The organism is Pseudomonas sp. AC355 (assembly GCF_979258205.1).
This window is the reverse complement of the sequence record NZ_OZ409843.1, coordinates 2,285,058-2,300,512: the sequence shown is the minus strand read 5'-3', so window position 1 is coordinate 2,300,512 and position 15,455 is coordinate 2,285,058. Positions and strand designations below refer to the sequence as shown.

At 63.0% G+C, this 15,455-nt stretch carries 11 protein-coding genes and 1 pseudogene; 6 read left to right on the top strand and 6 right to left on the bottom strand.

Annotation, left to right across the window (positions count from 1 at the left end):
- The first annotated feature begins 249 nt into the window (after positions 1-249).
- The 5 genes from ACZ0AI_RS10855 (at position 250) to ACZ0AI_RS10835 (ending at position 7,606) form a co-directional block, all read left to right on the top strand.
- A complete protein-coding gene (locus tag ACZ0AI_RS10855) occupies positions 250-1,458 on the top strand; it encodes a TolC family protein (RefSeq protein WP_463565753.1) in 1,209 nt (402 codons plus the stop codon).
- A gap of 95 nt (positions 1,459-1,553) precedes the next feature.
- Entirely contained in the window at positions 1,554-3,062 is a 1,509-nt protein-coding gene (locus ACZ0AI_RS10850; RefSeq protein ID WP_463565752.1) for an efflux RND transporter periplasmic adaptor subunit, read from the top strand.
- A 21-nt stretch (positions 3,063-3,083) separates the two neighbouring features.
- Entirely contained in the window at positions 3,084-6,248 is a 3,165-nt protein-coding gene (locus ACZ0AI_RS10845; RefSeq protein ID WP_463565751.1) for a CusA/CzcA family heavy metal efflux RND transporter, read from the top strand.
- Positions 6,249-6,349: 101 nt separating this feature from the next.
- Positions 6,350-7,174 carry an AraC family transcriptional regulator gene (locus ACZ0AI_RS10840; RefSeq protein WP_463565750.1) on the top strand — a complete coding sequence of 275 codons (825 nt, stop codon included), beginning with the start codon at positions 6,350-6,352 and terminating at the stop codon, positions 7,172-7,174.
- 48 nt (positions 7,175-7,222) lie between these two features.
- A complete protein-coding gene (locus ACZ0AI_RS10835; protein ID WP_463565749.1) occupies positions 7,223-7,606 on the top strand; it encodes a cupin domain-containing protein in 384 nt (127 codons plus the stop codon).
- Positions 7,607-7,661: 55 nt separating this feature from the next.
- Here the strand turns inward: ACZ0AI_RS10835 and ACZ0AI_RS10830 are convergent, their stop codons facing one another.
- The 4 genes and pseudogenes from ACZ0AI_RS10830 to ACZ0AI_RS10815 all read right to left on the bottom strand — a co-directional run bounded on the left by ACZ0AI_RS10830 (position 7,662) and on the right by ACZ0AI_RS10815 (position 11,423).
- A complete protein-coding gene (locus ACZ0AI_RS10830; RefSeq protein ID WP_463565748.1) occupies positions 7,662-8,738 on the bottom strand; it encodes a polyamine ABC transporter substrate-binding protein in 1,077 nt (358 codons plus the stop codon).
- 42 nt (positions 8,739-8,780) lie between these two features.
- Positions 8,781-9,122, bottom strand: a complete 342-nt coding sequence (locus ACZ0AI_RS10825; protein ID WP_463565747.1) for a cupin domain-containing protein — start codon at positions 9,120-9,122, stop codon at positions 8,781-8,783.
- Between the two features lie 31 nt (positions 9,123-9,153).
- Positions 9,154-10,560, bottom strand: coding sequence for an NAD(P)/FAD-dependent oxidoreductase (locus tag ACZ0AI_RS10820; protein ID WP_463565746.1), 1,407 nt, complete (start codon positions 10,558-10,560; stop codon positions 9,154-9,156).
- A gap of 45 nt (positions 10,561-10,605) precedes the next feature.
- Positions 10,606-11,423 (bottom strand): annotated as a pseudogene (locus tag ACZ0AI_RS10815) (AraC family transcriptional regulator).
- Between the two features lie 188 nt (positions 11,424-11,611).
- Between ACZ0AI_RS10815 and metE the strand changes: the two are divergent.
- A complete protein-coding gene (gene metE, locus ACZ0AI_RS10810) occupies positions 11,612-13,909 on the top strand; it encodes a 5-methyltetrahydropteroyltriglutamate--homocysteine S-methyltransferase (protein WP_463565745.1) in 2,298 nt (765 codons plus the stop codon).
- A gap of 211 nt (positions 13,910-14,120) precedes the next feature.
- Here the strand turns inward: metE and ACZ0AI_RS10805 are convergent, their stop codons facing one another.
- Positions 14,121-14,669 (bottom strand): cysteine hydrolase family protein, encoded by a 549-nt coding sequence (locus ACZ0AI_RS10805; protein WP_463565744.1) that lies wholly within the window; start codon positions 14,667-14,669, stop codon positions 14,121-14,123.
- A 91-nt stretch (positions 14,670-14,760) separates the two neighbouring features.
- Entirely contained in the window at positions 14,761-15,435 is a 675-nt protein-coding gene (locus ACZ0AI_RS10800; RefSeq protein WP_463565743.1) for a DUF1028 domain-containing protein, read from the bottom strand.
- Between the last annotated feature and the right edge of the window lie 20 nt (positions 15,436-15,455).

The following is a 15,455-nucleotide window of genomic DNA, read 5'->3' as shown; positions in this document are numbered from 1 at the left end:
TGCCGGCAGGGTTATTTGGCGAGGCGATCTTAATGCAAAAGTTTTTGCCGAAAGAGTGGATTACATATTTGTAATCTTGCGGTCACCTTGGCGATAAGCGCGCCTAATTAGATTTAGCCCCAATCACTACTTCGAATAGTCATCGGTCGTTCGGCTGCCGCACTTGTGGTGTCGACACTGTATTGATTGAGGGCTTAACCATTGTCTGCCAATCCAGGTTTTTTGGGATGTTCACGGGGCATAACGCTGGTGCTCGCCGCGACGGTTTTTCTGTGGGCGGGGGAGGCCAATGCCAGTGCCGCGGCTCTGACGCTGCCTGAGGCGCTGCGGCTTTCCCAACAGAACAACCCCACGTTGGCCGCTGCCGGCTGGGAGCTGGACATCAGCAAGGCCGAACGCAAACAGGCCGGGTTGCTGCCCAACCCGCAGTTGTCGTGGGAGGTTGAAGACACCCGCAGCGATACCCGAACCACCACCGTGCAACTGACCCAGCCCATCGAACTGGGCGGCAAGCGCGGGGCGCGTGTCGATCTCGCCGAGCGTGGCATGGATGTCGCTGCCCTCACGGTAGAGCAGAGTCGCAACGCGCTGAGGGCGGACGTTATCCAGGCTTTTTACGCAGCCCTGCAGGCCGGCATGCGGGTCGAGCTGGCCAATGAGTCCCGTGAAGTCGCGCAGCGCGCGCTCGGCATTGCGCAAGGCCGGGTCAAGGCCGGCAAGGTTTCACCGATAGAGCTGACGCGTGCCCAGGTGCAACTTGCCGAACTACAGCTGGAGTCCAGCCGAGCCAGCCGTGATCAGGGCATTGCACAGGCTCGTCTGCGCCTCGTTCTGGGCGAGGAAGAGGTTGCCGACACGCTTCGGCTGCAAGGTGATGCGACCCGTATTCCGGAGCTGCCGTCCGTTTCCCGTTTGCTGTCGGCACTTGGCGGCAGTGCCGAGTTGCGTTCTGCGAGGCTGGCCATCGAGCAGCAGGAAGCCTCCTTCGCTCTGGAAAGAACGCAGCGTATCCCCGACCTGGACGTCAGCATCGGCAGCCAGTACAGCGCTGCCGACCGCGAGCGCGTGAACCTGGTCGGGCTGTCCATGCCCTTGCCGCTCTTCAACCGCAACCAGGGAAATATCCTCGCGGCGGCGCGTCGTGCCGACCAGAGCCGTGACCAGCGCAATGCCACCGAGCTGCGGCTGCGCAACGAAATCGCCACCTCGGCGGATCAGTGGCTGATGGCCAAAGAGGAAATCCGCTCCTTCGAATCGATGATTCTGCCCTCGGCTCAGAGCGCCGTCGAAAGCACCGCGCGTGGTTTCGAGATGGGCAAGTTCGGCTTCCTCGATGTGCTCGACGCGCAGCGCACGTTGATCCAGTCGCGCGCGCAATACATCCAGGCGTTGTCTGCGGCCACCGAGTCGTGGGTGCAGCTCGAACGCATCCTCGGTGACGTCACCGCTGTCGAGTGAGCCTCGGCACTCATCACGCAGATTTTCATTTTCAGAATCGCCATGGGGCGCCTACTGCTTCGGTAGGCGCCCGGCTTATCCATTCGGGAGTATTCATGAGTAAGAAATTGGCCTTGGCGATCAGCCTCGCCCTTGGGATTGGTGTGGCCGGTGGTGGCGCCTGGTACCTGAATGAACGCTCGGCCGATCACGCGAGCGAGGACGCCGCCAGCCACGCCGAAGAGGGGCATGCCGACAGCGAGAGTGGGCATGACGAGCAGCAGGCTGGGCCCAACGGCGGTGAAATCCATACCCAGGGTGCCGTCAGCCTGGAGCTGGTAGCCCCCGAAAGTGAGGACGGTTCGAAGCCGATCTCCATTTACCTGTTGAAAGATGGCAAGCCCATTACGCCGTCAGCGAATACCTCTGTCACCCTCGACGCGACACGTGCCTCGGGTGAGCAGGTTACGCTCGCATTCACGCCGCAGAAGGCTGCATTTGTCAGTCCGGTGGGCATCGCTGAGCCGCATTTCTTCGACGCGAAAATCACCGTGCGAAGCGCAGAACAAACCCTTGAGTTCGCCTACGCGAAGACCGAAGGGCTGCTCGAACTGACCGAGCAGCAGATAAAGATTGCAGGCATCCAGAGCGAGAAATCGCAACCTCGGATCATCGATTCCACGGCCCGACTGCCTGGAGAAATCCGCTTCGACGAGGATCGTACCGCCCATGTGGTACCCCGCATTGCCGGCGTGGTTGAAAGTGTGCCCGTCAATCTCGGCGACATGGTGCACAAGGGCCAGACGCTGGCGGTCATCGCCAGCCAGCAGATTTCCGATCAGCGCAGCGAGCTTGCGGCAGCACAGCGCCGTAGCGAGTTGGCCAGAACCACCCTCGACCGCGAGAAGCAGCTATGGAAGGACGGCATCTCCGCCGAGCAGGACTATCTGCAGGCACGCCAGCTCTCGCAGGAGGCGGATATCGCCCTCGGCAATGCCCAGCAGAAGATCAACGCGCTGGGTGGGCAAGGGGCGTTATCCCAGGGCAATCGCTACGAGCTGCGTGCACCGTTCGACGGCACCGTCGTGGAGAAGCATTTCGTGCTGGGTGAGGTGGTCGATGCATCGAGCAACGCCTTCACGCTCACCGATCTGAATCATGTGTGGGCCACGTTCAACGTCGCGCCAAAGGATCTGGCGGCCATTCAGGTCGGCAAGACGGTTCAGGTGTTGTCACCTGAACTGCAGACCCAAGTGGAGGGCAGTATTTCCTACATTGGCAGCCTGCTGGGCCAGCAGACGCGCACCGCGACCGCCCGCGCGGTGCTGACCAACCCCGATGGTGCCTGGCGGCCTGGCTTACCCGTCGCCATCGAGGTGGCGACCGCATCCCGTGAAGTGGCCGTCACTATTCCGGCCGCAGCCGTGCAGCGTATCGATGAGCAGACCCAGGTATTCGTCAGGGTCGAGAAAGGATTCGTTGCCCAGCCGGTAACGCTGGGGGTGACCAGCGATGGTTTCGTCGAGGTCACGCAGGGCTTGAGTGCCGGCGTCGCGGTTGCATCGCAGGGCAGCTTCATCCTCAAGTCCGAGTTTGGTAAAGGCTCTGCAGACCACGCCCACTGACGGCCACCAGCGAGAAATCTAATGTTCGAGCGTATTATCCAATTCGCCATCGAGCAGCGCTTTGTCGTGCTGCTTTTCGTACTCGGGATGGCCGGTGTGGGGATCGCCAGCTATCAGAAGCTGCCGATTGATGCCGTCCCCGATATCACCAACGTCCAGGTGCAGATCAATACCGCTGCTGCAGGTTTTTCGCCGCAGGAAACCGAGCAGCGCGTGACCTTTCCCATCGAAACCGCGATGGCTGGGCTGCCGCAACTGATACAGACACGTTCTCTGTCGCGCTCCGGGTTTTCACAGGTCACAGTGATTTTCGAAGACGGTACGGATCTGTACTTCGCCAGGCAACTGGTCAACGAACGCCTGCAGATGGCCCGCGCACAACTTCCCGTCAATGCGGAAACGGCCATGGGGCCGATTTCCACAGGGCTGGGGGAGATCTTTCTGTGGACCGTCGAAGCCCAGCCCGGTGCCACCAAGGAGGACGGTAGCGCCTATACCGCCACCGATCTGCGGGTCATCCAGGACTGGATCATCAAGCCGCAATTGCGCAACGTGCCCGGCGTTGCGGAGATAAACACCATCGGCGGTTTCGCCAAGGAGTTTCAGGTCGCCCCGGATCCCCGCCGGCTGGCCGCCTACCGGCTGACCCTGAGCGACCTGATCACTGCGCTCGAACGCAACAATGCCAACGTGGGCGCGGGGTTCATCGAGCGTAACGGCGAACAGCTGGTGGTTCGCGCACCGGGGCAGGTGTCGGACGAGAAAGACATCGCCAACATCATCGTTTCGAACGCCGGCGGCACGCCGATTCGCGTCAGTGACGTGGCGGACGTGCAGATTGGCCGCGAACTGCGCACCGGCGCGGCGACCGAGAACGGCCGTGAAGTGGTTCTCGGCACCGTGTTCATGCTGATCGGCGAGAACAGCCGCAGCGTGTCTCAGGCCGTATCGGCCAAGCTGGTGGAGATCAACCGCTCGCTGCCGAAAGGGGTAGTGGCGGTCGCCGTGTATGACCGAACCAACCTGGTCGACAAGGCCATCGCCACCGTCAAGAAGAACCTCATCGAGGGGGCGATTCTGGTCATCGCGGTGCTGTTCCTGTTCCTGGGCAATATCCGTGCGGCGATCATCACCGCCATGGTGATTCCGCTGTCGATGCTGTTCACCTTCACCGGGATGTTCGCCAACAACGTCAGCGCCAACCTCATGAGCCTGGGGGCGCTGGACTTCGGCATCATCGTCGATGGTGCGGTGGTGATCGTGGAAAACTCGATCCGCCGGCTGGCCCATGCTCAGCAGCACCACGGCCGCATGCTGACCCGCGCGGAGCGCTTCCGCGAGGTGTTCGCGGCGTCCAGGGAGGCCAGGCGTCCGTTGATCTTCGGTCAGTTGATCATCATGGTCGTTTACCTGCCGATCTTTGCCCTCACCGGGGTCGAGGGCAAGATGTTCCACCCCATGGCATTCACGGTGGTGATCGCGCTGCTGGGGGCGATGATCCTTTCCGTGACCTTCGTGCCCGCCGCCATTGCGCTGTTCATCACCGGCAAGGTGAAGGAAGAGGAGGGCATGGTCATGCGCTCGGCGCGCCGCGCTTACCAGCCAGTGCTGGCGTGGGTGATGAGCCATCGTACCCCGGTGTTCGCCGCCGCTCTGCTGGTGGTCGCACTCTCCGGCCTGGTCGCCACGCGCATGGGCAGTGAGTTCGTGCCCAGCCTGAGCGAGGGCGACTTCGCCCTGCAGGCGTTGCGGGTACCCGGAACCAGCCTGACGCAGTCGGTGGAAATGCAGCGCCGTCTGGAAACCGCGCTGATGGAAAACATGCCGGAGATCGAGCGCGTCTTCGCCCGAACCGGCACCGCGGAGATCGCCGCCGACCCGATGCCGCCGAATATTTCCGACGCTTACGTGATGCTCAAGCCCAAAGAACAGTGGCCGGATCCAGACAAGTCACGGGAAGCCCTGATTGCCGATCTGCAGCGTGTCAGTGCCACGGTGGCCGGGAGCAACTACGAGCTGTCGCAGCCGATTCAACTGCGCTTCAACGAGCTAATTTCCGGGGTGAGGAGCGACGTGGCGGTCAAGGTGTTCGGTGACGACATGGACGTACTCAACAAGACCGCTGGCGAAATCTCCGAGGTGCTGGAATCGATCAGCGGTGCTTCCGAGGTCAAGGTCGAGCAGACGTCCGGCTTGCCGATGCTGACCATCAACGTCGACCGCGAAAAAGTCGCGCGCTACGGCCTGAACATCGGCGACGTGCAGGACACCATCGCCTTCGCAGTGGGCGGGCAGCAGGCCGGTACCGTGTTCGAGGGCGACCGCCGCTTCGCTATCGTCGTGCGTCTGTCCGATCAATTGCGCACCGACGTGGACGGCTTGTCGCGCCTGCTCATCCCCATTCCGCCGCGCCCTGGCAGTGTGGCGGATCAGATCGAGTTCATTACCCTGGCGGATGTCGCCAGCCTCGACCTGGTGCTGGGCCCCAACCAGGTCAGTCGTGAAAACGGCAAGCGCCTGGTGGTGGTCAGTGCCAACGTTCGCGGTCGTGACCTGGGCTCGTTCGTGGAGGAAGCCGGGCAACGTATCGAGCAAGGCGTGCAGATACCCACTGGCTACTGGACGACCTGGGGCGGCCAGTTCGAGCAGCTGCAGTCAGCGGCCAAGCGGCTGCAGATCGTGGTGCCGGTTGCACTGCTGTTGGTTCTGACTTTGCTGTTCATGATGTTCAACAACCTCAAGGATGGCCTGGTGGTCTTCACCGGTATTCCCTTCGCACTGACTGGCGGTGTGATGGCGCTGTGGTTACGTGATATTCCCCTGTCGATCTCTGCAGGCGTAGGGTTTATCGCATTATCCGGGGTGGCCGTTCTCAACGGCCTGGTGATGATCGCCTTCATCCGTAGCCTGCGCGAAGAAGGGCGCCCGTTATCTGCTGCGATCACCGAGGGAGCCCTGACACGCTTGCGGCCTGTGTTGATGACCGCCCTGGTCGCCTCGCTGGGGTTCGTGCCCATGGCATTGGCCACCGGTACGGGTGCCGAAGTTCAGCGGCCATTGGCGACCGTGGTGATCGGCGGAATTCTTTCCTCCACCGCACTGACCCTGCTGGTGCTGCCAGCGCTGTATCAGTGGTTGCACCGCCGAGACGAGGACGAGCAGGCCACAGCGGAGAGCCCCCGCTAGCCGCCGTTTGTTTTCAGCCGGAAGCACACGGCAAGAGACTTCCAGCCCAAGTCGATTTACTGTTGCGGCGTCAGATAGCGCAGCGGCAGGGGAGTCGAGCCATGGGCACAGATACGAACGGCCGAGACTGGGTGCTGCGCAGTCACGTTCCGGGTCGGGTGGAACGTATCGAGGCGTATTTCAGCGGCCATGGCTACGACCCGCATCGCCACGACTCTTACGCCATTGGCCGCACGCTGTCCGGCGTGCAGAGTTTTCGTTACCGGCGGGCCATGCGTCACAGCCTTCCTGGCGGCACGCTGGTGTTGCATCCGGATGAGCTGCACGACGGCATGGCGGGCACCGAGGACGGTTTTCGCTATCGCATGCTCTATATCGATCCCGTGCTGATCCAGCAGGTGCTGGGCGGCAAACCGCTGCCCTTCATCGCTGGTGGGCTCAGCGATGACGCGCGTCTGCGCTGGGCCACCGAGACGTTCATGCAGGCGATGGATCATCCTCTCGAGCCGCTGGAGGAAGACGATGCCATCTATGACCTCGCTCGCGCGCTGGATGCGGTGGCCGGCAAGAGTCGCGGGCGTCGCGCGTTCGATTATCCCGCTGCGCAGCGGGCCAGGGAGTACATCCACAGCCGCAATGGCGCGAGCATCACCCTGGACGAGCTGGAGCATGTCAGCGGGCGCGAGCGCTGGAGTCTTTCCCGGGATTTTCGCGCGCTGTTCGGCACCAGCCCTTACCGCTATGTGACGATGCGTCGGCTGGATCGCTGCCGTGAGCTGGCGTTGGCGGGTATCGGCATGGCCGACGCGGCGCTGATCGCCGGATTCTTCGACCAGAGCCACATGACGCGTCATTTCGTCAAAAGCTTTGGCCTGTCCCCGGCTCGCTGGCTGAGCATGGTCAGGTTGCAGGATCGTACAAGATAGCGCTCCGGCGCCTCGCTAGAGTGGTGAAAACCAACCGAGGAGCCGCCCATGCCCAGCCAGAATCCGTTGTCGAAACACCCCGTCAATCTCGAGCAGAAGTTGGCCCTGATCCACGATCAGTGGTCACCCAGAGTGGTCGCGGAAATGAACGACTACCAGTTCAAGGTCGTGCGCCTGCAGGGCGATTTCATCTGGCATTCCCATGCCGAGACAGACGAAGCCTTTTTCGTCCTCGATGGGCAATTGCGACTCGATTTCCGTGACGGGCAGGTAACGCTTGGTAGCGGCGAGCTGTACGTGGTGCCCAAGGGTGTGGAGCACAAGCCTTACGCCGAACGAGAGGTGAAGCTGATGCTCATCGAGCCGCGGGGTGTGCTGAATACCGGAGAGGAGGGCGGTGAGCGTACGGCGATAAACGATCTGTGGATCTGACGGCTGGGCTGGCGCTCATTGCGAACGCCAGCCCTTCGCCGTTACGTCAGATACCTCAGGTACCGCTCTTCACTTTCGTCCAGATCCGCGTGCGGATGCGGTCGATGTTCAGTGGCATGGCTTCCAGCGCATAGAGCTTTTCCATAACGTCATCGGGCGGGTAGACGGTGGTGTCAGCCTTGAGTGCCGGGTCGACCAGCGCGTCGGCCTTGCTGTTGCCGTTGGCGTAGTGAACGTAGTCACTGATGCCGGCGATCACTTTGGGCTCCAGCAGATAGTTCATGAAGGCGTAGGCGGCCTTTTCGTTGGGCGCGTCCTTGGGGATGGCGACCATGTCGAACCACATCGGCGCGCCTTCCTTGGGGATCACGTAGGCGATGTCGACGCCGTTGCCGGCCTCTTTGGCGCGGGCGCTGGCCTGCATGATGTCGCCTGAGAAACCCACCGCCATGCAGACGTCGCCATTGGCCAGTTCACCCACGTATTTGGATGAGTGGAAGTAGGCGACGTTCTTGCGCATCTCCATCAGCAGCGCTTCGGCCTTCTTGTAGTCCTCGGGCTTCTGGCTGTGGTGCGGCAGGCCCAGGTAGTGCAGGGCGATGGGCAGCATTTCCGGGCCGTTGTCGAGAATCGCCACGCCGCACTTGCTCAGTTTGGCCATCAATTCGGGCTTGAAGATCAGATCCCAGGAGTCCAGCGGTACGTCGTCGCCGAGTACGGCCTTGACCTTCTCGACGTTGTAGCCGATGCCGGTACTGCCCCACAGGTAGGGGAAACCATGGTGGTTGCCCGGATCGTTACCTTCCAGGGCCTTGAGCAGCGTCGGGTTGAGGTTCTGCCAGTTGGGCAGCTGGCTCTTGTCCAGCTCCTTGAGCGCGCCGCCTTGAATCTGCCGGGCCATGAAGTGGTTGGAGGGGAAGACCACGTCATAGCCGGAGCGGCCGGCCATCAGCTTGGCGTCGAGGGTTTCGTTGCTGTCGTAGACGTCGTAGTGGGGTGTTACGCCGCTGGCCTGTTGGAAGCTCTTCAGGGTGTCGGGAGCGATGTAGTCCGTCCAGTTGTAGATGCGTACGTCCTGCGCTGCCTGGCTGACCGAGGCGACGAGCATGAGCGGGATGAGCGATTTCAGCATGGGAGACCTCAACTGTTGTTGTCGATGTTTTGGAGGCAGCAGTCAGAAAATCAGTACATAGGTTTTACGCAGCGTTTCTTGTATGTCCCACACGCCAGTGGTGTTGGCCGGCAACATCAGCGCGTCGCCGGCTTTTATTTCGATCGGCTCGCCTACGTCGGGGATGAACGTACAACGCCCGGCGATGAAGTGGCAGAACTCTTGTTGCACGATTTGTCGGCGCCAGCGCCCGGGCGTGCATTCCCAGATGCCGGTTTCCACGCCGTCGTCGCGCTCCAAGCAGGTCACCGAAGTGACGGCGGCGGGCTCGCTGAGCGGCACCGCGACCGGGTTGTGTTGGTCGAGTGCGACGCTGTCGGTATTACGAAAGTGGGTGATGGTCATGGCTTGCAACCTGAGTGGCGGATGAGGGTGTTCACTTCATGAAGCCTTCCATCAGGCTGGCCACGCGCTGCGCCATGTAGCGCTGCCACGGGCGGCTGGATGGGTCAGCCAGCAGTTTGTCCTCGCGCACGAAGCTGCGGATGATGGCGTTGTAGCCGAGCCAGCGGCAGGGCTCCGGTTCCCAGCGCGGCAAGTCCTGCACACGGGTGTCGTGACGCACCCAGGGCTGGCGGGTGAGCAGGGTGTCGTTGCCGAGGATCAGGTCGGCCAGGGTGCGTCCGCCGAGGTTGCTGGCGCCTACGCCCTCACCACCGTAACCACCGGAAAGGGCGATACCGTTGCCGCGGTCGCAGAGCATGTGCGGATGGAAGTGCCGCGCCATGCCCAGGTTGCCGCCCCAGGCGTGGGTGATGCGCACATTGCGCAGTTGTGGAAACAATTCGCTGAACAGGTAGCGGCGCAGGCCACGTTCTTCGTCGTTGAGGTTGAAGTCGCTGCGCAGGCGGCTACCGAAGCGATAGCCGCCGCGAGCGCCGAAGATCAGACGGTCATCGCGGCTGCGCTGGCCATAGGTGACCTGGCGGCTGGTCTCGCAGAAGGCTTGGCCGCGCTCCAGGCCGATCTCCGCCCAGGTCGAGGCGGACAGTGGCTCGGTGGCGACGATCAGGCTCTGCACCGGAATCTGATGGCGGCCGAGCGGCGGCAGGTTGGCGGCGTAGCCTTCCACTGCAGGCATGATCCAATCTGCACGCACTTCGCCCGCTTCGCAGCGCACGCTGCCGGCCTGCCAGCTCAGGGCCGGCGTGCCTTCGTAAATGCTCACGCCCAGCGCTTCCACGCAGCGGGCCAGGCCGCGCACCAGCCGGGCCGGCTGAATGGTCGCGCAGTGTGGCGTGTAAAGTGCGCCATAGGCGCCGGGGATGCGCAGTTGCTGGGCGAGTTCTTCGGCGGGCAGCCAGCGGTAGTCATCGTCACCCAGGCCTTCTTCGCGATAGCCGCGCAGGTACTCGCGCAGGCGCAGTTCCTGCTCCGGGTAGCGGGCCGCGCAATACAGCACGCCGCCCTTGCGGTAATCACAGTCGATCCCTTCGCGTTGTAGCACCTGGCCGACTTCATCGGGAATGCCATGCAGCAGGTCGTAGGATTCACGCCGGGCCTGCGGGGTCAGGCCGGAAAGCAGGCGATCCTCGCCGAGCAGGTTGCCCATCAGCCAGCCGCCATTGCGCCCGGATGCACCGAAGCCGGCGATCTTCGCCTCGACGATGACGATGCGCAGCTCGGGAGCCTGGCGCTTGAGGTAGTAGGCCGTCCACAGGCCGGTGTAGCCCGCGCCGATGATGGCGACATCTGCCTGGATATCGCCTTGCAGCGATGGGCGCGGTGTCAGCGGCTCATCCAGTTGATCCATCCACAGGCTGATATTGCGCCAGTCGTTCATGCACCGCTTCCACGCAGAATGTATGCAGCAAGACTAGAAGCCCGATCAGGCGTTGTCTTGCGCGCGTACCCGCGCGTAGAGGTCTTTTAGGTAGGCCTTGGGTGACAGGCCGGTGTGGCGGCGAAAGGTGCTGTAGAAGGCGGTCAGGGAATTGAAGCCGGCTTCGAAGGCCAGCTCGTCCATGCGCCGCAGGTCGTTGCCTGCCTGCAGGCGTTGCAGCAGGTGCTGCAGGCGCGCCTGGTTGACGTAGCGGTAGAAGCTCTGGCCGAGCACCTGGTTGAGCAGGTAGGAAATCTGATTGCGGCTGTAGCCAGTGGCGCTGGCCACCTGCTGCAGGCTCAGGGCTGGGTCGAGAAAGGGCTGCCGGCGCTGGAAATAGTCCTGTAGGCTGCCTGCGCCATGAAGCCCAGCTGGCGGGTCGACAGGCCCAGTTTGCTGATCGCCGCGCTGGTCTGTATCGGTGGCCGCGTGTCCTGACCTTCATGCACCAGCGAGGCGTATTCGTTGACCCGCCAGATCAGCCCGTCGCGCACGGTGATGGCTTCAGCGGTGCGGAACGACACCAGGCCCTCGCCGCCATGCAGCGTGGTGCGGTACTGGATGAATGCGGTATGGCCGTCGATGCGGATGCGGTCGGTGTGTTCCAGCGCTTCGTCCGGGTGGCGCGGCATTGTGCTGAGCACGTAGTCGCGCAGTTCGGCCAGGCCCATGCTGCGGTTGAGGAAGAAGTCGTTGTACTCGACCTCTGGATGATAGAGCGCCATCACCGCATCCAGATCACGGTACTTCCAGCTGTAGTGATAGCGCAGCACGGTTTCGCGGGTGCGTTCGGTCTGGGCGGGGTCGTCGGGGATATCTGGCATGCCGGTTTCGTCCAAGGCGCAGAGGCCAGCTTGCCCGACTCCGGCTGAGGCCTCAAGTGGATGGCCGGGATGAGCCGCGCGTGATCAACGTGAGTAAAACTTGTTTTTAACGTTAATCGATTGAGTTTGTTTCACTCGGTCGCGGCCTCGACAATGCACGCCATCATTTATGCATTGGAGATACCGCCATGGCCCTGGCACACAGCCTCGGATTCCCCCGAATCGGACGTGACCGCGAACTGAAGAAAGCCCAGGAGGCTTTCTGGAAAGGCGAGCTGGACGAAGCCGGCCTGCGTGCCGTGGGCAGTGAGTTGCGTGCCCGGCACTGGCAGGTGCAGAAGGATGCCGGTATCGAGCTGCTGCCGGTCGGCGACTTCGCCTGGTACGACCAGGTGCTGGCCCATTCCCTGACCTTCGGAGTGATACCCGAGCGTTTCCGGCCTGCCAGCGGCAAGCCGACCGTGGATACCCTGTTCGCCATGGCCCGCGGGGTGAGTGGCGACAGTTGTTGCGGCGGCGCCCATGCCCAAGAGATGACCAAGTGGTTCGATACCAACTACCACTACCTGGTGCCCGAGTTCACTGCAGACCAGCAGTTCGCCCTCAGCTGGGAGCAACTGTTTGAGGAAGTGGATGAGGCCCGTGCCCTGGGCCACAACGTCAAGCCGGTGGTGATCGGCCCGCTGACCTACCTGTGGTTGGGCAAGCTCAAGGGCGAGGCCCAGGGTTTCGACAAGCTGGAGTTGCTCGAACGTTTGCTGCCGCTCTACGGGCAGATATTCCGTCGTCTGGCCGAACAGGGCGTGGAATGGGTGCAGATCGACGAGCCGATTCTGGTGCTCGACCTGCCTCAGGAGTGGAAGAACGCGTTCGAGCGTGCCTACAACAGTCTGCAGCGCGAACCGCTGAAGAAGCTGGTCGCCACCTACTTCGGCGGCCTCGAAGAGAACCTAGGTCTGGCGGCCAACCTGCCGGTGGACGGCCTGCACATCGACCTGGTGCGTGCGCCACAGCAGTACCCGACCATCCTCGACCGCCTGCCGGCCTACAAGGTGCTGTCCCTCGGCGTGGTCAATGGCCGCAACGTGTGGCGCTGCGATCTGGAAAGCGCCCTGGCGGTGATCGGCCATGCGCACAGCCGGCTTGGCGAACGCCTGTGGATCGCGCCGTCCTGCTCGTTGTTGCACAGCCCTGTCGATTTGCAGCGTGAAGATCAACTGGATGCCGAACTGAAAGGCTGGCTGGCCTTCGCCACGCAGAAATGTGCCGAGGTGGCGCTGCTGGCTCGCGCCGTCAATCAGCCGGACGCTCCCGACGTGCGCGCCGCGTTGGCCGAGAGCCGCACCGTGCAGGCCAGTCGAGCGGCGTCACCACGTATCCACAAGCCGCAGGTGCAGGCGCGCCTGGCCGCTGTGACCACCCGCGATAGCCAGCGTGGGGCGCCGTTCGCCGAGCGCATCGCCAAGCAACGAGCCGGCCTCGATCTGCCGCCGTTCCCGACCACCACCATCGGCTCGTTCCCGCAGACCGCGGCGATTCGCCTGGCGCGCCAGGCCTTCAAGCAAGGCAAGCTGTCGCTGGGTGACTACACCGACGCCATGCACAGCGAGATTCGCCATGCGGTGGAGATTCAGGAACGCCTGGGGCTCGACGTGCTGGTGCACGGCGAGGCCGAGCGCAACGACATGGTCGAGTACTTCGCCGAGCAGTTGGACGGCTACCTGTTCACCCGTTTCGGCTGGGTGCAGAGCTACGGTTCGCGTTGCGTGAAACCGGCGGTGATCGTTGGCGACCTGAGCCGACCCCAGGCCATGACCGTGGAGTGGATCCGGTATGCGCAGAGCCTCACGGGCAAGGTGATGAAGGGCATGCTCACGGGCCCGGTGACCATGCTGATGTGGTCGTTCCCACGCGAAGACGTAAGCCGCGAAGTGCAGGCCCGGCAGTTGGCCCTGGCGATTCGCGACGAAGTGGTCGACCTCGAGCATGCCGGCATCCGTATCGTGCAGATCGACGAAGCGGCATTCCGCGAGGGGCTGCCGCTGCGTAAGGCTGACTGGCAGCAGTACCTGGACTGGGCCACGGAGTCGTTCCGGCTGTGTGCCAGTGGAGTGCGTGACGAAACGCAGATCCACACCCACATGTGCTACAGCGAATTCAACGATGTGATCGAGTCCATCGCCGCCATGGATGCGGACGTGATCACTATCGAAACCTCGCGCTCGGACATGGAGTTGCTGCAAGCCTTCGAGGCCTTCGAGTACCCCAACGAAATCGGTCCGGGCGTCTACGACATCCACTCGCCGCGAGTGCCGGACACGGCCGAAATGGTCAAGCTGATGCGCAAGGCCGTGCGCCGCATCCCTGCCGAACGCCTGTGGGTGAACCCCGATTGTGGCCTGAAAACCCGCGGCTGGCCGGAGACCGAAGCCGCGCTGGTCAACATGGTCGCCGCCGCCCGTCAGCTGCGCAAAGAGCTGGCCTGAGGCTCCGCGCGCTTTGAAGGAGTCGGGCGCGCTCAGTCCTGCCGGCGAAAGCGGTGACGGATTCCATGCTGGTGCTGGGGCAGAGATCGATTCGCTGGCAAGCCAGCTCCTACGGTCTTTTTCCGTCGGTAGCCCGGCGTTGAGGGTAGCGATACCCGGGAGCGATCTCCCTGGGTATCGCTACGCTCAACCACAGGCTACGGTTTGCCGCTCAGCTCGCCAGGTATTGCTCGGTCGAGATAACGGTCGCATAGGCGAATGCCAGCGCGGCCATATAGGCTGCCTGCACCTGGGCTGCAGGGACGTTGCTGCCTTCGAATTCCTGATCGCGTGTCGCGCAGGCGTCATGGATCACCGTGGTGGTGTAGCCGAAGTCCGCGCTGGCGCGGGCGGCGGCATCGATGCACATATGGCTCATGGCGCCGACCAGGGTGATCTGTTCGATACCCGCCTTGTCGAGTTGCGCCTTCAGGTCGGTGTCGCGAAACGCGTTGACCTTGTGCTTGAGCACCACGCTCTCACCCGGCAGCGGCTGCACGCTGGCATGGATATGCGCACCCGTGGATCCTGCGGCGAAGAAGGGCGCACCGTCGCCTTCGAATTCGTGACGCACGTGTATGACCGTATCACCCGCCGCGCGGGCTGCGGCCAGTACACGAACGGCATTTTCGGTGGCCGCGTCGATACCATGCAGCGGCCATTTGCCGTCAGCGAAGTAGTCGTTCTGGATGTCGATCAGAATCAGGGCGCGCTTGCTCATGATGTTCTCCGTGGGAAGGGGGTGGCCTACACCTTAGCCTGTGCTCCATCGATAGGGGAGGCGGGCGGTTTTTCCGGTTGGCGGCGATCTTTCAGACCGAATCTTCGGCCGCCTTGCCGGCCGGGTTCTCGCGGGTCGGCATGGCGAGTATTTCCGGCAGCACTTCGCGCGCGAATACGCCGTGCAGGCGCCACAGCTCGGCGACCGGGTCGAGGTGATGATCGACGCGAATATCCCACAGCGGATACTCCTCGCGGTCGACGATATAGATCACCGCCGAGGACTCGCCATGCCGATCACCGCCACGGGCGTCTCCAGCTTCTAACCCACTGATCAGCCGCTCGACCAGCGGGCGATTCTCGCCATGGCGAAAGGCATCCGCTACGGCGTCCAGCACTTGTGGCCCGACCAGGCGATTGCCCTGCACGGAAAACTGTTCGCCAGAGAGCGAGCCGGCCCATGGCAGGCATTCTTCGCCCGTCCAGCAGACGCTGTCGCCTTCGCGGTCGATCAACGCCAGCTGGCGCAGCTCCATGCACGGGTCGGTTTCCATCAAGCGTTTCAAGGCGGCGGGGGCCGAATGGCCCTGGCGTAACAGCGCCAAGCCATCGAGCCCCAGGTACGGGTTGACCTGCGCCTGGGTCGCCACTGCGCCAGCTCCCGCGGCGGCGTGGCTGAGCAGTTTGCCAACGGCAGGCATGGCGGTAGCGGCGGCAACCCCGAACTGGCCGGTGCGCGGGCAGCGTGCAACGATGGAAAAGGTCATGGGCAACTCCGTTTGTGAGC